The organism is Campylobacter concisus, from assembly GCF_003048445.1.
Taxonomy (GTDB): Bacteria; Campylobacterota; Campylobacteria; order Campylobacterales; family Campylobacteraceae; genus Campylobacter_A; species Campylobacter_A concisus_BF.
This window is the reverse complement of the sequence record NZ_PIQW01000005.1, coordinates 122,248-141,615: the sequence shown is the minus strand read 5'-3', so window position 1 is coordinate 141,615 and position 19,368 is coordinate 122,248. Positions and strand designations below refer to the sequence as shown.

Genomic DNA, 19,368 nt, shown 5'->3' with positions numbered 1-19,368 from the left:
TGATCTCTCTTCGTCTTTTTGCATAAATTCTAAGTGTGTGACGTCCTCTTTGTGCTCTTTGCCGTTTTTGTGTTTTGCGACATACATAGCTTTAGAGATATTTAGGTGGGTAAAGATGTCTATGCACTCGCCAAAGCTAACGCGCTCCATACTAGCCGCACTAGACGAGTCGCTTAGAGCTTTGTTATTTTCGTCTGACTCGTAAAGGCCAAACTGAGCTGAGATCTTTTTTCTTAAAAGTTTAAGGTTATGTGGATTGTCACCGCTAAAGCTCTCGTGAGCTAGCCAAAACCACGCTTTAAAGCGACTTTTGCTCTTGATGTATTTTGCTAAAGCTGGGTCGATATTTTTCTTGCTACTTATGTGAAGCAGGGCAAGAAGTGCTACATGCTCTTTTGAGACATTAGACGTCCCAGATGAAGTGAGCTTGACCTCTTCTAAATTTGCAAGTGACGAGCCACGTAATTTATCTCTTATATCAGCCACTAGTGGCTTTAGCTTTGACTCTAAAATGGCATTTAACTGCTCATCTTGGCTAAATTTAAACTCAGGCAACTCTGCGCCAGCGCTGCCAGATGCCTTTGCGTAAGCGGCCCTTGCAGCAATATTTATATCGTTAAAAAGCTTTTCTGTATCTATCTTTGAAACCACGGTTTTACTTGTAGTGTTGGTTATGGTTTTTCTAATAGCCTCGATCACTTTTGCTTTGTTGGCACCATAAATTTGAGTGCATATCGCGTCTAGATCGTCTTTTAAACTAAAGCTATATCCCATAAGTAGCTTGTCACCAGAGATGAAAGGCTTATTGATGTCGGCGCTATATGATAGTTTGATGATATCTATTAAGTTTTCTTTAAAATTTGCATCATTTCTAGGGGTGATTGGCATAAAATTCTTCCTTAATTTTTTTGCCAAATATTAGCATAAACTTAAAAAGTATTCAATAAAAAACTCTTATAGAGAAAATTTTTGCTTTTTTCTTTAAATTTAGTGTCAAAATTTAGACAAAACGCCAAGGTCTAAAAAATAGCTTAAACTCAAAGAGCCCTTATAAACTCTTTAAATTTATCTCCTCGTTCGGCGTAGCTCTTAAACTGATCAAGGCTCGCAGCTGCTGGGCTTAGAAGCGCTATCTCGCCATTTTTAAGCTCTTTACTTATCTCATTTACAGCGTTTTGTAAAAAGTCGCATTTTAGAGCAGGCACGTTAAATTTAACAGCTAAATTCATAAGTTTGTCGCTGTTTGAGCCGATGGCGTAAATTTTAACCTTAAGATCCTTTAAAATCTCAAATAGCTCATCCATGCTAACGCCCTTGTCATCGCCACCTAAGATTAGGTGCATGAAGTGATCTTTGTAGCGTTTCACAGCTTGTATGCTCGCATCAATGTTGGTCGCTTTTGTGTCATTTACCCAGGTTCGACCCATCTTATCAGTAAATTCTTCAAGCTTGTTTGCTTCAATAACAAATGTGTTTAAAAGCCCCACATCGCAGCGGTCAAATAAAATTTTCTCCACCGCCAGTGCCAACAGTGCGTCAAGTAAAAACGGCGTTTTAAAGGCTATATCGTCCAAATTTACAGCGCAAAATTTAGCCAGATCGCTCTCATCTTTATAGGTGATCACTTTGGCCTTTGTAGGCGTTTTAGCGTAAATTTCAGGCACTATCGCCACGCTTGTTTCGCTCATGCTAGCAAGCGGTTTTAGCTTTGCCTTTTCATACTCGCTCATGTTGCCATGCCAGCTTAGATGGTCTGGAGTGATCGGCAAAAGCACGTAGATGCCAGGCGTTGCGTGCTTTGTGTAGTGCAGGGTAAATGAGCTAGTCTCAAGTATCCAAATTTTAGCGTGCGGGTCTAAATTTGCTAGCGCGATGCCGACGTTTCCGCCCATCACTGAGCCCTTGCTCTCTAGCAGGTGCTGCATCATCTTTGTGGTCGTCGTCTTGCCGTTTGTGCCGCTTATCCAGACGTTAAATGGCAAATGTGCCTTATAAATTTCATAAAAATAGTCATATTCGCTGATCAAATTTTTAGCTTTTTTGACAAGCTCGTGGTGAGGCGGGATGCCAGGGCTTGGTATCTCTAGACCGCTTTTTGCTGGGTCAAATTCGCTAACTGGTAAAAGAGCATTGCCAAACTCATCCTTTGAAGCTTCACTAAATTTATCGTCATAGATGTCCCAAAGCCCGTCATTTACGAAGTTTTTAGCGATAGCCTTTGTCGTGCCACCATAGCCAAATAGTGATTTTCTCATGCTTTTATCCTCTTTTGCCCCATAAAATTTCTACTATCTCGTTAGCGCTAAGCTCACGCATCACGCCCTCTATCTCGCGGCGCTCAAAGAGCTCAAAGCTAAAGGTTTTGGCAAAATTTAGCTTTAAAAACTCTGCAAAATATGCACCTTTGCAGGCAAATGTCACTCTTACATAAAATGCCTCTAAAAAATCATCATTAAATTCAGGCACAGGCGCCAACATACGCTCCACGATCACGCTAAGTTCGTCTTTTGTTATATCTGGCACCACTTTTGGCTCTGGCAAAGCGATGTCAAAGGCGAGATTTTCAGCGCCCTCAGCCTCCCACCACTCGTGCAGGCTAAATTTACTCATATCTTTGCCGCTTATCTTGGCTAGACGCTGCTCTACCTTGCGGTACTCTTCGCCGTCCTCATCGCCAAATTCGTCGCAATAGTCGGTGTAGGCTAAAATTTGCTCCAAAATTTCATCATACTTTTTTCTAGCACTCTCAAAGTCAGGTTCTATCTGCGCTCGCATGATCTACCTGATCTTTAACGCCGTTAGTGCGATCAAATTTGCCAAAAGCGCGATGATCCAAAAGCGCACGATGATCTTATTTTCCGCCCAGCCTTTTATCTCAAAATGGTGATGTATAGGCGCCATGAGAAAAATTCTGCGTTTAAAAATTTTAAAGCTACCCACCTGCAAGATGACGCTAAGCGTCTCTACGACAAAGATGAGGCCGATGATGATGAGCAAAATTTCATTTTTGGTCGCAATGCCCATAAAACCGATATATGCACCAACGCTTAAGCTGCCGCTATCGCCCATAAAGACTTCAGCCGGATGGCAGTTAAACCACAAAAAGCCCATGAGCGAGCCAATGAGCGCAGAGGCTACGACGACGCTCTCGCCAACGCCTGCGATCTTTGGTAAAAGTAGGTACGAGCTAAAGACAGCGTGGCCACAGATGTAGGCAAAAACGCCAAGTGTTAGAAGTGAAAATATCGATGGCACGGCGGCAAGTCCGTCAAGTCCGTCTGTTAAATTTACCGCATTTGAGGCTGCGACGATGACTAGCGTCCAAAAGAAAATGGCAAAAATTTTCATGTCAAAGATCGGCTGCTTGTAAAATGGCAGGTAAAACTCGGTGTTTAGCTCTTTGCTAAAGTAGAGAAATGCTGCGAGCAAAAAGGCGATGAGAAACTGAAAAAAGAGCTTTGCTTTTGGGCTTAGGCCGGCGTGGTTTTTCGCACCTAAAATTTTGCTGTAATCATCCTTGTAGCCAAGCAGAGTAAAGCAAACTAGGCAAAAGAGCGATGCTAGCACAAAGGCGTTATCAAGCCTAGCACAGATGATCGTGGCGATCACAGCTGTAAAGACAAAGACAAGTCCGCCCATGGTTGGCGTTTTGGCCTTTTTTTGGTGAGTTTGCGGGGCAAGCTCGTAGATAGGCTGGGCGGCGTTTTTTGCCTTTGCCCAAGCGATAAATTTAGGCATCAGATAAGCTGTCAAGATAAATGCTATGAAAAACGCGATGCCAGCGCGAACGGTGATATACTGAAAGATATTAAAATTTAAAATTTCATAGATATAGTAAAACATAGGGGCCTTTATTTTAAAAAAAAGCAATTTTAGTATAATGGCCTTAAAAATTATCTAAATTTAAGGATAAAATTTAAAAATGGCTCAAAAGACTATACTTATAATAACTGATGGCATTGGATCAAACAAAAATGGCAAATTTAACGCATTTGAGGCGGCCAAAAAGCCAAACTACGATAAATTTTTTAAAGAAATTCCAAACTCACTCATAAAAACCTCTGGAAACGCTGTGGGACTACCTGAAGGGCAGATGGGAAATAGCGAAGTAGGGCACATGTGTATAGGAAGCGGTCGAGTTTTGTATCAAAATTTAGTCAAAATTTCACGCAGCTTTAATGACGGCTCGCTAGCAGAAAATGAAGCGCTAAAAGCCCTTTTTAAAAAGTGCAAAAAGATCCACGTCATAGGGCTTTATAGCGACGGTGGTGTGCACTCTCATATGGAGCATTTTGATGGCATGTGCGAGCTTGCTAGCAAAAGTGGCTGCGAAGTTTTTGCCCACGCTATAACCGACGGACGCGACGTTAGCCCAAATAGCGGTCTAAATTTTATAAAAAGCTTAGAGGCTAAATTTAAGGTAGCGACGGTTTGTGGGAGATTTTACGCGATGGATAGGGATAAACGCTGGGAGCGCGTAAAAGAGGCCTATGATAGCTTGGTGGGGGGAGCAAATTTAAGCAGCTTAACGCCAAGTGAGTATCTACAAAAAAGCTACGATGAGGGCGTGACAGACGAGTTTGTAAAGCCAGCAAGCTTTAATGGCTTTAGTGGCATGAGCGAAGATGACGGCGTGATCGTAATAAATTTTAGAAATGATAGGGCAAGAGAGATTTGCCAGGCTCTAGGTGAAGAGAAATTTAGCGAGTTTGAGCGACCTTTTGCTATCAAAAATCTTATCACCATGACCGAATACGACGCAAATTTTAAATTTGAAGTGCTATTTAAAAATGAAAAGATAAAAAACACCCTAAGCGAGGTCATAGCGGCTGCTGGACTAAGGCAGCTTCACACGGCTGAGACTGAAAAATACGCCCACGTAACATTTTTCTTTAATGGCGGCGTCGAGGAGCTAGCTAGCAACGAAACTAGGGTGCTCATCCCTAGTCCAAAAGTAAAAACCTACGACGAAAAGCCAGAGATGAGCGCTGCTGAGGTTTGCAAAGCCGTGCTAAAGGGCATGGATGATGAGCAAGACTTTATCGTGGTAAATTTCGCAAATGGCGATATGGTGGGACATACTGGCAACTACGAGGCCGCTATAAAGGCAGTCGAAGCGGTGGATAGGGCTCTTGGAGAAATTTACGCCAAGGCAAAAGAGAAAAACTACGCTATGATCATCACGAGTGACCACGGAAACTGCGAAGAGATGCGTGATAGCAGCGGTGAGATACTGACAAATCACACTACCTATGACGTCTTTTGCTTTGTGATGGCTGAGGGAGTTAAAGAGCTAAAAAATGGCGGACTAAATAACATTGCGCCAAGCGTTTTAAAGCTCATGGGGCTTGAGATCCCAGCTGAGATGGACGAGGCGTTATTTTAAATTTGATAATATAAGCAAAATTTATAAGGAGAATCTATGAAATTTAGCGGAAAAAACGTGCTAATAACAGGTGCAAGTAGAGGTATCGGCGCACAGATCGCAAAGACGCTTGCAAATATGGGCTTAAAAGTGTGGATAAACTACCGCTCAAAGCCTGAGATAGCAGACGCTTTGCAGGCTGAGATCGAGCAAAATGGCGGCAAGGCTGCAGTGATAAAATTTGACGCGACAGACGAAGATGAGTTTATAAAAGGTATAAATTTGATAGTTGATAGCGACGGCGAGCTAAGCTACCTCGTAAATAACGCTGGCATCACAAATGACAAGCTAGCGCTTCGCATGAAAACTAGCGAATTTACAGATGTGATAAATGCAAATTTAACTTCAGCTTTCATAGGATGTAGAGAGGCTTTAAAAGTGATGAGTAAAAAGCGCTTCGGAGCAGTCGTAAACGTCGCATCTATCGTTGGTGAGATGGGAAATGCTGGACAGGTGAATTATTCAGCCAGCAAGGGCGGTCTAATCGCCATGAGTAAGAGCTTTGCAAAAGAGGGCGCAAGTAGAAATATCCGCTTTAACAGCGTAACTCCGGGCTTTATCGAGACTGATATGACGCATGGGCTAAGTGATGAGGTGAAAAAAACTTATAGCGACAATATCCCGCTAAAACGCTTTGGCAGTGCTAGCGAGGTGGCCGAGGCTGTGGCATTTTTACTAAGTGATCACGCGAGCTACGTGACTGGCGAGACGCTAAAAATAAACGGCGGACTTTATATGTAATGAAATTTCAACAAGTTTTGAAATTTAAAATAAATAAAAGCGTAAATATTATAAGATAACAGACATTTTTTATAAGGAGACCTTAAATGGCAGTATTTGAAGACGTAAGAGACGTAGTTGTAGAGCAACTAAGCGTAGATCCACAAGCGGTAAAGCTAGAGTCTAAAATCATCGAAGATTTAGGCGCTGATTCACTTGACGTTGTAGAGCTAGTTATGGCTTTAGAAGAGAAATTTGAAGTAGAAATTCCTGATAGCGAAGCAGAGAAATTAGTAAGCATTCAAGACGTTGTAAATTATATAGAAAAACTAGGCAAATAATTTAAATTTGCATAGTTTGATTTAAGGAGATGTATTGAAACGAGTCGTTGTAACTGGTATTGGCATGATAAACGCACTTGGTCTTGATAAAGAGAGCTCTTTTAAGGCTATTTGCGAGGGTAAAACAGGTGTGAAAGAGATCACGAGCTTTGATGTAAGCGAATTCCCTGTTAAAATTGCTGCCGAGATAACTGATTTTGATCCAAATAGCATTTTAGACGGCAAAGAGGTGAAAAAAGTAGATCGTTTCATACAGCTTGGCATAAAAGCATCTAACGAAGCTATGGCTGATGCAAATTTTAAGGAGTTTGATGCTCATAAATTTGGCGTTAGTTCAGCAGCTGGTATAGGCGGCTTGCCAAATATTGAGAAAAACTCAATCACATATTTTGAAAAAGGCGTAAAGAGAATTTCGCCATTTTTCATCCCATCTGCACTTGTAAATATGCTAGGTGGCATAGTTTCAATAAACCACGGACTAAAAGGTCCGAATTTATCAAGCGTAACAGCTTGTGCGGCAAGCACTCATGCGATATCACAAGCTGCAAAATGCATAATGATCGGTCAGGCAACAAATATGCTAGTTATCGGTGCTGAATCAACTATCTGCGGTGTTGGCATAGGTGGTTTTGCGGCGATGAAAGCGCTATCAACTAGAAACGATGAGCCAAGTAAGGCATCAAGGCCATTTGACGCCAACCGTGATGGCTTTGTCATGGGCGAAGGTGCTGGCGCACTTGTGCTTGAAGAGTATGAGTCAGCTATTGCAAGAGGTGCTAAAATTTACGCTGAAGTAGTTGGATTTGGTGAGAGCGGAGATGCACACCACATCACATCACCAACACTTGAAGGCCCATTAAGCGCGATGAAGCAAGCACTTGATATGGCAAAAGGCGTAAAGATAGACTATGTCAATGCACATGGTACTTCAACACCAGTAAATGATAAAAATGAGACAGCTGCGTTAAAGGCTGTTTTTGGTGATAAGTGCCCACCAGTTAGTTCAACCAAAGGTCAGACTGGACACTGCTTAGGCGGTGCTGGTGCGATCGAAGCTGTCATATCTATAATGGCAATGAGAGATGGCATCATCCCTCCAACGATAAACTACGAAACGCCAGATCCAGACTGTGATCTAGACTACGTTCCAAATAAAGCTAGAAAAGCTGATATAAAAGCTGTTATGAGCAACTCATTTGGCTTTGGCGGAACAAACGGCGTCGTGATATTTAAAAAGTTGGATTAAGATGTCAAATTATTTAGATTTTGAAAAGAGCATAAAGCAAATTGATGAAGATATAGCAAATGCTAAGATCAGAGGCGATGAACATGCTGTTGAAATTTTAAATAAGAACCTATCTAAAGAGATATCAAAAGTATATAAAAATTTAAACGAATATCAACGTTTACAACTTGCTCGTCACCCAGATAGACCATATGCTATTGATTATATAAATTCATTTTTAGTTGATGGCTATGAGATCCATGGCGACAGGGTATTTCGCGACGACCCAGCGATAGTTTGCTACATCGGCTATATCGGAGGCAAAAAGGCTGTCGTTATAGGCGAGCAAAAAGGTCGTGGCACTAAAAATAAACTAAAAAGAAATTTTGGTATGCCTCATCCGGAGGGTTATCGAAAGGCTTTACGCGTAGCAAAATTGGCTGAGAAATTTAACCTACCTATCTTATTTTTGATAGACACTCCGGGCGCATATCCTGGTGTTGGCGCTGAAGAGCGAGGTCAAAGTGAGGCCATAGCTAGAAATTTATTTGAATTTGCAAATTTAAAAACTCCAATAATAGCTGTCGTTATCGGTGAAGGCGGAAGTGGCGGCGCTTTAGCTATTGGTGTGGCTGATAGACTTGCTATGATGAAAAACTCTGTCTTTTCAGTCATCTCACCAGAGGGTTGTGCTGCGATACTTTGGAACGACCCAGCTAAACAAGAGCAGGCCACAAAATCTATGAAGATAACGGCTGATGACTTAAAAAATTTATCGCTTATAGATGACGTGATAAACGAGCCGATAAATGGAGCTCATAGAGATAAAGACGGTGCTGCAAAAGCACTTGCAAACTACTTCATCTCAGAGCTAGCCGAGCTTGAGAAGCTTGATATAAACGAGCTTGTCGCAAAAAGAATAGATAAAATCCTCTCTATCGGGGCTTATGAAGAGTAAAATTTACAGTCGCAAGTGAGTTGAAATTTAAGTAAATTCGCTTGTGATTCTCTCTTACATTAAATTTGATATGCCTTTCTTTAAATTTTAAAAATTAAATAGTTTCATATTTTTATCCCACTCTTTTAAATTTTAATAACTCATCTATGCGACTTTTAAGTCTTTAAAGCTAAAATTCTTAGCAAATTTCATAAAGGCTATTTGTGGATAAATTTCAAGAAAAATATATAAAGCTTTCAAAAGATTACTACAAAAATAACGGCAATGCGGCGAGCGTGGAGGCTTTGTATCAGTTCAAAGAAGAGCTTGAGGCAAGCGAGGATATGCAGGCAAAGAAAGTTCTGGTAGATCTTTATCAGCTTTTGTCTATGCAAAAGAGTGCTTACGAGCTACTTTTAAAGATACTCGATAAAAACGACAAAAAACAGCTAAAAACGCTTGGCTACCTTGCGCAGTTTTTGGATGAGGGTGATAAATGGGCGGTGCCAAGGCCAAAGAGCAAAGAGCAGATTTTAGCTCAAAAGGCAAAGGCTGCCACCTTGCCAAAATTTCGCTATCACCCAGAGCCATTAAAAACTGGCGCATTTAAAGATGATATGAGTGTCATTTGCGAGTGTTGCGGCAAAAACACAGAAATTTATTACAACAATGGCGTCTATAGCGAGCAAGACGTCACCTATCTTTGCCCAGCCTGCATCGCAAATGGCGAAGCTGCTAAGAAATTTGACGCTACCTTTGTGCAGGGCGCCGACAAGCTTGCCACGGATGATGCTAAAAAAGATGAGGAGCTCTTTGAAAGAACACCAGGCTATGAGAGCTGGCAGGGTGAGCACTGGGTGGCGTGCTGTGATGATTATTGCGCATTTTTGGGCGATGTGGGCACGAAGGAGCTTGAGGAGCTTGGCATCGCAGACGAGGTATTTGCGGACTATGCAAAAAGGGACGATTACGACGTGAAAATGGCTCGCGAGCTGCTTGTCGCAGGCGGCAACTTTGCTGGGTATTTGTTTCGCTGCTTGCACTGCAAAAAGTATCACATCTACATTGATGCTTGCTAGAAAGGAAAAATATGGATCTAAATGAAATTTATAAAGGCTGCAAAGAGCGCGGCTTGGATGGGCTTTTTGAGTTCTTAAAGCCAATGGCCAAAAATGCTATAAAGATAGATGCGCAGGCTAAAGATGACGGCGATATCGCTGTTGGAACGTCTAAATTTGGCGGGCAGCCAGATCTACCAGCTAGCGTGCCTTGGCCCTCAAATGAAAACGGCGCGCTTAGCTTTGTGGCGCAGATAAATTTTGCTGAAGTCAGCAAATTTGACACCGACGGGTTACTACCAAAAAGTGGCATGCTCTATCTTTTTTATGATATAAATTTGCGTGTTTGGGGTTACGACCCTGCTGATAAAAAGGGCTTTGCTGTGATCTTTAGTGAGGCAGCTCAAGACCAGCTTGCTCGCCAAAACATGGAGGGCGGAAATTTCACATTTGGCGCACGCTCTCTTAGCTTTAAAAACGAGCTAAATTTGCCAAGTTTGCAAAGCTCGCTCGTGCCATTTGGCAAATTTAGCGAGGAGGAGTGGGAGGCCTATCACGAGGTTATCGAGCCAAGCTGGCAGGCCAAAGAAAACAAGCTACTTGGTCACTCTGACAACATTCAAGACGGCATGGAGCTAGAGTGCGAGCTCGTGGCAAACGGCCTTGACTGCGGCGATGGTAGCGCTTATCACCACCCAAATATCGCGGAGTTTGAGAAAAATGCCGCCCAGTGGCAGCTGCTTTTGCAGATAGATAGCGACTGGGATAGCGACATGGACTGGGACGGAGAGGGCAGAGTTTATCTGTGGATAAAGAGGGACGACCTAGCGGCGCGTGACTTTAGCAAGACGTGGCTAGTTTTGCAGACAAGCTAGGGGCGAAATTTAGCCAAAAGCTTTTGATATGCGTCTAGTAGTAAAATTATTATTGCTGTTTTTGGTACGCTATCTAAATTTTGCGACTAGAGCGTGTAAATTTAAAGGCAAATGGTATGTGAAATTTATACTGGCTAGATCAAATTTAAATTTTTTATAATTTACCGCCAGTTAAATTTACCTTGCAAGCGACTTTTGCTACCAAGCTAGCGGCTCATCACTAAAATTTCCAGTACCCTTATGTTCTTTAAATTTCTGCTCGCTAATCATCTCGCTCTTTGAGTGAATTTTTGCAATATTTTAGCTATACTCGCATTTTTTTGGTGCAACCACTAAAAAGTTAGTCCTGTTGCACAAAGTGCTTCATTTTACCGCATAAGATCTTTTTATCGTCATCGGCAAATAAAATATACCAAAATCAAAGATAAATTTTTGATCAATTTCGTATTTTTTCATTTAAATGCTTTATCCACGTTATTTTTTGCTGTCCGCTGCGCCAGTGTAAATTTTGCCCTGCGGGATGTGTATGCCACGCCGTGCGAACTCCACGCGGAAAATGCACTAGCGCTGCTCCTGCGTTTGCATAAGGCGTCGCGTCAAAAAGCAGCGTGACTTTTGGCAGACCGCCTGCAAAAATTTTATTGCTCACCTTGTCATAGACGGCGAGATCTTCTTTTTTAACCAAAATTTGCGCTTCTTGCATCTTTTCTTCTTTGTTTATTTTTTGCGATTTAGCACGCCACCGTGCTTAAATTTTTAAGAACTTTACTTATATGGCTGTAAATTTAATGACAAATTCAAAGTCAAAATCCAAAAACCGCCTAAAATTTATATTATTTTACTAGCTCGATCTTGATCTGCCCGTCTTTTGCGACCGAACTCACATCGCCCTCGATCACGCCTAAGCGCACGATGCCCTCATAATAGGGCTGGTAGCCGTAGTAGATGACAAAGTTGTTCCACGGAGCAAAGTAGGAGATCTCGCCTTTTTTGCCGTCGCTGCCGCTCGGAGCGCCCCTTGTATCAAGCGGTTTTGGCAGCTTAGCGATCTTTTCGTGTCCGCCGTAGTCCTCTAAATTTAGCGTTAGCGGTAGCTGTGCGGCAAAGCTTCTTGCTGCTGCCGTATCGTCTAGGATAGCCGTCGCTTCGCCGTTAGAGCTCTTTAGGATTATCTTTAAATTTTGCATTTTCTCTCCTGCTGCCAAATTTAACCCCGCAAAAAGCATAAAGATAGCTAAAATTTTTCTCATTTTGACTCACTTTAAATTTATTTTGCCAGTTCAAGGATTTGGACGATATTTTTCTTTGGATAGAGCTCTTGCATCGCCCACGCCTTTGCGTTTTCATAGGCAACACCCGCGATCTCATTTATAAGCGCCTCGCTATCTATCTTTAGCTGCGATAGTCTTGTTGGAGTGCCTATTTTGTCAAACCACGCTTTTAGCGCCTCTATGCCCTCATCTGCCGTTTTAAGCCCAAAAATTTCCCTCGCAAAACGCTCAAATACGCCTAAATTTCTATCCTTATACCACTTCATCCACGCAGGCATAACCACACTTAGTCCAGCTCCGTGCGCACAGTCTGTTACCGCACTCATCGCATGCTCGATCATGTGGTTTGGATACTCGATGCCTGAAGTACCGACCATAGTTATGCCATTTAGCGCCATCGTCGCAGCCCAGGCAAACTCAGCTCTAGCGTCGTAGTCATCAGGGTTTGCAAGTAAAATTTCAGTCGTTCGGATGATAGTTTTGATGTTTGCTTCTACCTGCATTCTGGCGATTAGCGGATAGTTTGTAGCTGTGAAATAGCCCTCGATGCTGTGCGCGATAACGTCGCTTGCGCTATAAACTAGATAGTCGCGGCTGACGGTGGCTTGTAGCTGCGGGTTTACGACAGATACTTTTGGGAAAAGGCACGGCGCGCCCAGATGAAGCTTTAGTTTAGCAGCTTCGTTGGTCACGACGCCGTTTTGATTCATCTCAGAGCCAGTTGCCGCTAGCGTGATGATGTCAAATACCATGAGCGACTCGGCCGGATTTTTACCTACGAAAAAGTCCCATACGTCGCCATCATATTTAGCTCCGGCAGCGACTGCCTTTGCAGAGTCTAGCACCGAGCCACCGCCAACAGCCAGCACACTATCAGCGCCAAATTCACGGGCTATTTTGATCGCTTCATTTACTTTGCTTAGTACCGGGTTTGACTTCACGCCGCCAAGCTCAGTAAATTCGATGCCATTTGCCTTTAGACTATCGGTAGCTACGCCAAGCAGACCGCTCTTTTTTACGCGCTCACTGCCGTATAGCACAAGGGCTTTTTTAGCACCAAATTCTCTCATATACTCGCCGATATGAGCCTCTTTGCCTTTGCCAAATTCTATTCTTACTGGGTTATAAAATGTAAAATTTTCCATTGTTTTCCTTTTTAAATTTCCCCCGCAAGGTGCAGGGGCAGCGGTTTATTTCAAATTTGCTTTGAAAAATTCCTCAAATTTATCGTATGGGATCTTGTTATTTTTATTGTCATATAGGTCTGTATGCACGGCACCAGGGACGATAACTAGCTCTTTATTTTTATTGCCAAGAGATTTAAAGGCGTCCTCGCTAAAGTATCTTGAGTGCGCTTTCTCGCCGGCTACGATAAGAGTTGGAGTTCTCATCTCGCTTGCGTAGGCAAGGATCGGCATATTTATAAACGAGATAGGATTTGTAACTATCCAGCCGCTCTCTCCGCTGTTTGAATTTACAGAGCGTTTGTGATAGCCGCGCGGCGTGCGGTAAAAGTCCGCATATTCAGCAATAAACTGCGGCGTGCTCGCGTCTATCTTTTTTGGATCAACGTTTATCGCACCAGTATATGCTGGTTTGCCATTTTGGACACCTACCCAGCGTTGTTCGGCTAGCTTCTTTTTAGTTTCATATCTCTCATCGGCGCCCACGCTATCGTTGTAGCCTTTTGCCATCACTCGCGTCATATCATACATAGTGCTGGTCGCAACCGCCTTTATGCGAGGGTCTGCTAGAGCTGCATTTAGAGCAAAACCGCCCCAGCCGCATACGCCTAAAATGCCGATTTTATCTCGATCTATATTACTCTTGGTGCCTAGAAAATCCACCGCTGCGCTAAAATCATCAGTGTTTATCTCTGGACTTGCTAAATTTCTTGGCTCGCCGCCGCTCTCTCCGGTGTAGCTTGGATCAAAGGCAAGCGTGATAAAGCCGCGCTCGGCTAAAGTTTGGGCGTAAAGGCCGCTTGATTGCTCTTTGACTGCGCCAAAAGGTCCGCTAACTGCGATCGCAGCTGCTTTGCCATGCAAATTTTTAGGCGTATAAAGATCGCCTACTATCTCAACACCATAACGATTTTTAAATTTAACTTTCTTGTGATCTACCTTATCGCTTTTAGTGAAAACTTTGTCCCACTCGCTTACCATCGATACCGCCTCTAGCGGTGATTTTACTACGTTTGTGCTAGCCACTAAATTGCCTCCTAAAATAAAACTTGACGCTACAAGCGCCGACATAAATTTTTTGATATTTTGGCGAGCTTTGGATTTTACTTGTCCCGCATACCCTTTTGTTGTGATGCATTATATCTGTATTGTAAATTTTACGTTAGAACGATCCTCTAAATTTCATGCCTAATCCTGCAAATTTTCTAAAAAGCTGTATAATTTTGCAAAATTTGACTTGGGGAGCGCAAAAATGGCTGATGTAAATTTGCTAAAAGAGCAGACAAAAGAGTTTTTATTAGATAGATACGGCATAGCGGGATCTGCGCAAAGCGACATTGTCTCGCTTGACTTTTATATCAGCGATAAAACGCATGATTTTATCAGTACAGTTTATGAGCCGTCTTTATGCATAATACTGCAGGGAGCAAAGGCAATCGGCTTTGGCGATGAGATGTATGGATATGACGAGCGAACCTACGCGCTAGCCTCTACTCATGTGCCCTTAAATGTAAGCCTAACAGACGCCTCAAAAGAGAAGCCTTATATCTCGCTTTGCATTAAATTTAGCCTAGATGAGGTCTATGAAGTGCTAAAGGGCGTGGACGTAAAAGAGCAAAGCTTGCAAAAAAGCGAAAAAGGCATATTTTTTGGCGAGCTAACGGATGAGATTTTAGAGCCTGTTTTGAGGTTTGTTTGGCTACTAGAAAAGCCAAAAGATAAGGTCAAATTTCTCTCAGACCTTGCCAAAAAAGAGATACTTTACATGCTCGCAACAAACGATAAAAGCGGCTATTTTTTAAGTAAATTTGCGATGCAAGGCAGCGTTTCAAATAAAATTTCAAAAGCCGTAGCAAAGATAAAAAACGAGTTTTCGCAAAAATTAAATATGAAAGATGTCGCTAGAGAGTGCGATATGAGCGAGTCTTCGCTATATCATAACTTTAAAATCGTAACCTCGCTAAGCCCAGTAGCATTTCAAAAAAAGATCCGCCTTGAAGAGGCTAAAAACCTGCTCGTAAATAAAAATATCGGCGTTGCGCAGGCTGCTTTTGACGTGGGATACGAGAGCGCGTCGCAGTTTAGCCGCGAATACGCAAGGATGTTTGGCATGCCGCCTAAAGTTCATAGCGAAATTTTACGCTCTGGCGTGGCGTCATAAATTTATTTAGTGCGGTTTAAATTTCACAAAACTAGCAAATCTATCCATGCGCCAAATTTAGGCAAAATTTAGTAAAATCCTTAAAAAATTTAAAGGCAAAATATGTTTAATGGCTTAATCAGGGAGCTTGCCGAGGTCATTAGCTACTCGCAAAATGTTTTACGGCTAAAGGCTAAATTTCGCCCAAATTTAGGCGACAGCATCGCAGTAAATGGTGCTTGCTTAAGTGTCATAAAACTATATGATGATGGCTTTAGCGTGGAGCTAAGCGCAGAGAGCAGGGCAAATGTCGCGGTTGAAAATTTAAGTGGCTTGGTGCATATCGAGCCTGCGATAAAGCTTGGAGAGCGTGTGGATGGGCATTTGATGCAAGGGCACATCGACTTTATCGGCGTGATCTCGGCTATAAAAAAGCATGAAAATGGAGTTGATTTTTACATAGACCTGCCACGTGAGGCGATGGCTCTCATGGCAAACAAGGGCTCGGTGGGCGTTGAGGGCGTGAGTCTAACGATAAATGAAATTTTGCCAAAGGGCATAAGGCTAACTATCATACCGATCACGTTTAGAGATAGTCTTTTTGGTACTTTCAAGGTCGGCAGACGCGTAAATATCGAGAGCGACCTGCTGGCTCGCTACGTGGCTAGGATGCTTGAGGCTAAGCAAAATGGCAGCCTTAGCTGGGATGAGGTCGAGAGAATTTCAAGCCTCTACTAAGCGAGCGAAGATGCGTGAAAATTTAGAGATCGTTTTTGATAGAAATGGCATCACGGCTGGCTTTACAAATAGGCTTGGCGGCGTGAGCGAAGGTAAATTTAGCTCGCTAAATTTAGGCGATCACGTGGGCGATGAGCCAAAAGATGTCATCAAAAATAGAGAAATTTTAGCTAGAAATTTGGGCGTTAGGCAGCTTAAATTTATGAAGCAGATCCACTCGGACAAGGTTTTTGTCCTTGAAAATGAGGAGGATGAGCTACCAGAGTGCGACGCTGTGATCACAAATTTAAGTGATGTTGGCATCTGCGTCTTGGTGGCTGACTGCTCGCCGGTTGTGATGATAGATGAGAGGCAGGGCGCTATCTGCGTGGCTCATGCGGGCAGAGCTGGCGTTACGCTAAAAATTTGCACAAAAGCAGTTACACTTATGGGCGAGAAATTTGGCTCAAGAGCGGGCGAGATGAGCGTCTTTGTCGGAGCAAATATAAAAGGCGGCTGCTACGAGGTGGGCGAGCTTGACCTTGGGGAATTTAACGCATATAAGATAGGTAGAAATTTTGATATGAACGCAGCCTTGAGAGATGAATTTAAGGCACTTGGGGTTAGAAATTTAAACTTTAGCGAGGTCTGCACGCACTGCGACGAGAGATATTTTTCATACCGAAGAGACGGCGTGTGCGGTAGATTTTGCGGGTTTGCAGTGAAATTTAAGGATAAAAATGGGATATGAGAGCTTTAAAAATCCACTAGCGGCAAAAATAGCTCAAAACGCTAGAAATTTGGGCTTCGAGCAGCTTATGAATGAAGAGTTTGTGCAGATGCTACTTAGCTCAAAAAAACTGGAGCTAAGCGCCGTGGATAGGGAAAATATCGAGCAAATTTTTATAAAACTGATGGAGATAGAAGAAAAAGTACAACTTAGCAAATAAAGGAGAAAATATGCTTTTGCTTAAAAATGCTAATCTATACACGCCAAAATTTCTTGGTAAGCGCGATGTTTTGGTAGGTGGCGGTAAAATTTTAGCCATCGGCGAGGAGTTAAGCTTTAGCGTAGAAGGGCTTGAAAGTTATGACCTAAAGGGTAAGGTTTTAGCTCCGGGTCTCATTGATCAGCACGTGCATATCACGGGTGGCGGCGGCGAGGCTGGATATCACTCAAGAACGCCTGAGATCACGCTTAGCCAGATCGTAAAATACGGCACTACGACGCTTGTTGGCGTTTTGGGGACTGATGGTGTCACTAGAAGCTTGGAAAATCTCTACTCCAAAGCAAAAGCGCTCGAGTTTGAGGGCATCTCAACCTTCATCCACACCGGCTCATACGCAAGCCCCTGTGTGACATTTACTGGCGACATCGCAAAGGATCTCATACTAATCGACAAAGTGATCGGCGTAAAGATCGCACTGACTGATAACCGCAGCAGCTACGTCTCAAAAGAGGAGCTCATTAAAATTCTAAGCAAGATACGCATAGGCGGCATGGTCTCTAAAAAAGGTGGCGTGCTTCACATGCACATGGGTGCTTTAAGCGAGAAATTTGACAACGTATTTAAGGTGATAAAAGACTACGAATTCCCAGTTCATTACTTCTCGCCGACGCACTGCGCTAGGACGAAAGACCTGTTTAACGAGGCTTTGAAATTTCAAAAAATGGGCGGAAACGTCGATATCACAAGCGGTGGAAGTAAATTTGCCCCACTTCACGAAGTGGTAGCTTACGGCCTTGAAAATGGGCTAAATTTAGAGCGCCTAACGATGAGCTCTGATGGCAACGGCAGCGTGCCTAAATTTAACGAAAATGGCGAGCTAGTGGGATATGGCTGTGCGTCATGCGCGTCAAATTTAGAGGTATTGCAAGCTTTGGTAAGAAATAAAATTTTAAAGATAGAAGACACTTTAGCTTTGATGAGCAAAAACGTGGCGAGATATCTAAATTTAAGCCAAAAAGGCGAGATAAAAGTCGGCAATGACGCTGATCTTTGTGTCTTTGACGAGGAGCTAAATTTATATGATGTGATCGCAAAAGGCGAGTTTTGCGTCAAGGATGAAAAGGTTGTAAAAAAAGGCTTTTTTGAAAATTAATATCCTTAAAGATATAGTAAATTTACTATATCTTTTTATATGCTCATACATACCGATTTTATAGGCTTTTATGAGTGAAATTCTGTAAATTAATATATTAAATATTTTATTAATGTAAGTTAAGTAAAAATTAAAAATAACCAGAATAAAATACATTATTTTTTAAAAAGGATATTTTATACAAGGACTAAATATGGATGAGCAAATTTATGCATTAGATAATAATAAAGAACCATTGATTAACATAAGATATGGAGTGTATCAGGTAATAGATGAAAAATTTATCAATTTTTTAAACGATAAACTTGATGTTAAGTTTAGTAATTTTGCCTATAGACAGAAAGATGGCACTTCTTTTTTTAATAATTCTGCAATTTTTTGTGATGGAACAGTGTGCAAAACTTATACAATAGAGAAAGAAAAGAAAGAAGACTTTAAAAAAGAAGTAAAAAATTTAAAACTAAATGATAGCTACATAAATAGAAAAATACCCTATAGTGATACTTTTATTTATTTTGAAAAGGAAAATATTCTTTTTATTTTAAATGTGCTAGCCGATGACAGAATTTATTATGAGCACTTTATTACAATTTTTAGAGAAGATGAACAACTCAATGAGTATGATAAAGAAGTTAGTTCTGAGATAGATAAATTGGGGAATTACGATTTCCTAGACTTAGATAATACACACAATATATTTTATAGTGAAAAAGGGATTGTTTTTATTAGTAAGATAAAAAATCCTTTTTTTAATCAACTAAATAAAGGTTGTGAAGTAGTCGTTGTTTTTTTATATCTTGTTATGAAATATACTAGTGAACTTAGTAAAACGCTGACTAACAATATTAATGATTTGAAATCTGTTTTAAAAGCAAGAGAGAATTTGTTGGAATTTAAAATTAAATCAAGAAATGCAGTTTTAAAAGTAGGGCTGATAGAGTTTTATAAAAAATTAAATACTATGTTTGGAAAGTGTAGTCAAGTTGATGAAAATTTAGAATTATCAAGAGAAAAATTTTATATACAAAATGAATTAAATAAAATTGAAGATAGAAAAAGAGAAAAGAGTTTTCAAAAATTTGTTAGTATTACTACTATTTTGATTGCTATTTTTGCTTTCTTTCTTGGTTTTGCTGGTGGCTGCATGGATTGGCAAAAATTTCTAGGTTGGGAAAAATTAGAAATTCAAAAAGTAATCAATAGTAAACAAGTGGAGAATTTGCAAAAATAAGACTTTGTTATTATATAAAGCTTGAATTTATAAAAAAATTAGTAAAATCCAAGCTTTATTTCACACACGACAATCCTAAATTTGGTTGTGCGAGAGCATTAATGGTCGTGGAGGATAAAACTAAATTTCAAGGCAAAATGC

General features: G+C 41.5%; 21 protein-coding genes. 13 read left to right on the top strand and 8 right to left on the bottom strand.

The genetic code is table 11. The features are described 5' to 3' along the window. The 4 genes from CVT14_RS04515 to mraY all read right to left on the bottom strand — a co-directional run. Positions 1–888 (bottom strand): hypothetical protein (locus tag CVT14_RS04515; protein ID WP_159071746.1); only part of this gene is annotated, 888 nt, incomplete at its 3' end. A gap of 149 nt (positions 889–1,037) precedes the next feature. Next, positions 1,038–2,255: a UDP-N-acetylmuramoyl-L-alanine--D-glutamate ligase gene (gene murD, locus CVT14_RS04510; RefSeq protein ID WP_107849802.1), complete on the bottom strand. Its 1,218-nt coding sequence runs from the start codon at positions 2,253–2,255 to the stop codon at positions 1,038–1,040. 4 nt (positions 2,256–2,259) lie between these two features. After that, positions 2,260–2,775: a hypothetical protein gene (locus tag CVT14_RS04505; protein WP_107849801.1), complete on the bottom strand. Its 516-nt coding sequence runs from the start codon at positions 2,773–2,775 to the stop codon at positions 2,260–2,262. Positions 2,776–2,778: 3 nt separating this feature from the next. Further along, entirely contained in the window at positions 2,779–3,843 is a 1,065-nt protein-coding gene (gene mraY, locus CVT14_RS04500; protein ID WP_107849803.1) for a phospho-N-acetylmuramoyl-pentapeptide-transferase, read from the bottom strand. Between the two features lie 79 nt (positions 3,844–3,922). On the opposite strand from mraY, the gene gpmI reads away from it, so the two are divergent. From gpmI to CVT14_RS04465, 7 genes are all read left to right on the top strand, one after another. Next, positions 3,923–5,386 carry a 2,3-bisphosphoglycerate-independent phosphoglycerate mutase gene (gene gpmI / locus CVT14_RS04495; protein WP_107849800.1) on the top strand — a complete coding sequence of 488 codons (1,464 nt, stop codon included), beginning with the start codon at positions 3,923–3,925 and terminating at the stop codon, positions 5,384–5,386. Between the two features lie 36 nt (positions 5,387–5,422). After that, a complete protein-coding gene (fabG, locus tag CVT14_RS04490; RefSeq protein WP_021083753.1) occupies positions 5,423–6,166 on the top strand; it encodes a 3-oxoacyl-ACP reductase FabG in 744 nt (247 codons plus the stop codon). An 86-nt stretch (positions 6,167–6,252) separates the two neighbouring features. Then, the gene (gene acpP, locus CVT14_RS04485) at positions 6,253–6,486 is read left to right on the top strand and encodes an acyl carrier protein (RefSeq protein WP_002941395.1); all 234 of its coding nucleotides are present in this window, start codon (positions 6,253–6,255) and stop codon (positions 6,484–6,486) included. A 34-nt stretch (positions 6,487–6,520) separates the two neighbouring features. After that, positions 6,521–7,732, top strand: a complete 1,212-nt coding sequence (locus CVT14_RS04480) for a beta-ketoacyl-ACP synthase II (protein ID WP_021088583.1) — start codon at positions 6,521–6,523, stop codon at positions 7,730–7,732. Between the two features lies 1 nt (position 7,733). Then, a complete protein-coding gene (gene accA / locus CVT14_RS04475) occupies positions 7,734–8,669 on the top strand; it encodes an acetyl-CoA carboxylase carboxyl transferase subunit alpha (RefSeq protein ID WP_021088665.1) in 936 nt (311 codons plus the stop codon). Between the two features lie 203 nt (positions 8,670–8,872). Next, positions 8,873–9,727: a CbrC family protein gene (locus CVT14_RS04470; RefSeq protein ID WP_021088615.1), complete on the top strand. Its 855-nt coding sequence runs from the start codon at positions 8,873–8,875 to the stop codon at positions 9,725–9,727. A gap of 11 nt (positions 9,728–9,738) precedes the next feature. Continuing rightward, entirely contained in the window at positions 9,739–10,581 is an 843-nt protein-coding gene (locus tag CVT14_RS04465; RefSeq protein ID WP_021088578.1) for a YwqG family protein, read from the top strand. A 436-nt stretch (positions 10,582–11,017) separates the two neighbouring features. Here the strand turns inward: CVT14_RS04465 and CVT14_RS04460 are convergent, their stop codons facing one another. The 4 genes from CVT14_RS04460 to CVT14_RS04445 all read right to left on the bottom strand — a co-directional run bounded on the left by CVT14_RS04460 (position 11,018) and on the right by CVT14_RS04445 (position 14,017). Beyond that, entirely contained in the window at positions 11,018–11,284 is a 267-nt protein-coding gene (locus tag CVT14_RS04460; RefSeq protein ID WP_021088605.1) for a hypothetical protein, read from the bottom strand. A 130-nt stretch (positions 11,285–11,414) separates the two neighbouring features. Beyond that, on the bottom strand, positions 11,415–11,831 hold the full coding sequence (locus tag CVT14_RS04455) for a cyclophilin-like fold protein (protein ID WP_051257412.1): 417 nt from the start codon (positions 11,829–11,831) through the stop codon (positions 11,415–11,417). Positions 11,832–11,848: 17 nt separating this feature from the next. Beyond that, positions 11,849–12,997 (bottom strand): iron-containing alcohol dehydrogenase, encoded by a 1,149-nt coding sequence (locus tag CVT14_RS04450; RefSeq protein ID WP_107849799.1) that lies wholly within the window; start codon positions 12,995–12,997, stop codon positions 11,849–11,851. Positions 12,998–13,042: 45 nt separating this feature from the next. Further along, positions 13,043–14,017 carry an alpha/beta hydrolase gene (locus tag CVT14_RS04445; RefSeq protein WP_234403115.1) on the bottom strand — a complete coding sequence of 325 codons (975 nt, stop codon included), beginning with the start codon at positions 14,015–14,017 and terminating at the stop codon, positions 13,043–13,045. A 271-nt stretch (positions 14,018–14,288) separates the two neighbouring features. On the opposite strand from CVT14_RS04445, the gene CVT14_RS04440 reads away from it, so the two are divergent. From CVT14_RS04440 to CVT14_RS04415, 6 genes are all read left to right on the top strand, one after another. After that, positions 14,289–15,197 carry an AraC family transcriptional regulator gene (locus CVT14_RS04440; RefSeq protein ID WP_107849797.1) on the top strand — a complete coding sequence of 303 codons (909 nt, stop codon included), beginning with the start codon at positions 14,289–14,291 and terminating at the stop codon, positions 15,195–15,197. Between the two features lie 102 nt (positions 15,198–15,299). Further along, positions 15,300–15,914, top strand: a complete 615-nt coding sequence (locus CVT14_RS04435) for a riboflavin synthase (RefSeq protein ID WP_021088687.1) — start codon at positions 15,300–15,302, stop codon at positions 15,912–15,914. Positions 15,915–15,924: 10 nt separating this feature from the next. Then, complete coding sequence (locus tag CVT14_RS04430) at positions 15,925–16,644, top strand: polyphenol oxidase family protein (protein ID WP_021088634.1); 720 nt, start codon at positions 15,925–15,927, stop codon at positions 16,642–16,644. Further along, a complete protein-coding gene (locus CVT14_RS04425) occupies positions 16,634–16,843 on the top strand; it encodes a hypothetical protein (RefSeq protein ID WP_021088625.1) in 210 nt (69 codons plus the stop codon). Before CVT14_RS04430 ends, CVT14_RS04425 begins: the two co-directional genes overlap by 11 nt. A 10-nt stretch (positions 16,844–16,853) precedes the next feature. After that, a complete protein-coding gene (iadA, locus tag CVT14_RS04420; RefSeq protein WP_021088662.1) occupies positions 16,854–17,996 on the top strand; it encodes a beta-aspartyl-peptidase in 1,143 nt (380 codons plus the stop codon). A gap of 193 nt (positions 17,997–18,189) precedes the next feature. After that, entirely contained in the window at positions 18,190–19,227 is a 1,038-nt protein-coding gene (locus tag CVT14_RS04415; RefSeq protein WP_021088606.1) for a hypothetical protein, read from the top strand. Positions 19,228–19,368: the final 141 nt, after the last annotated feature.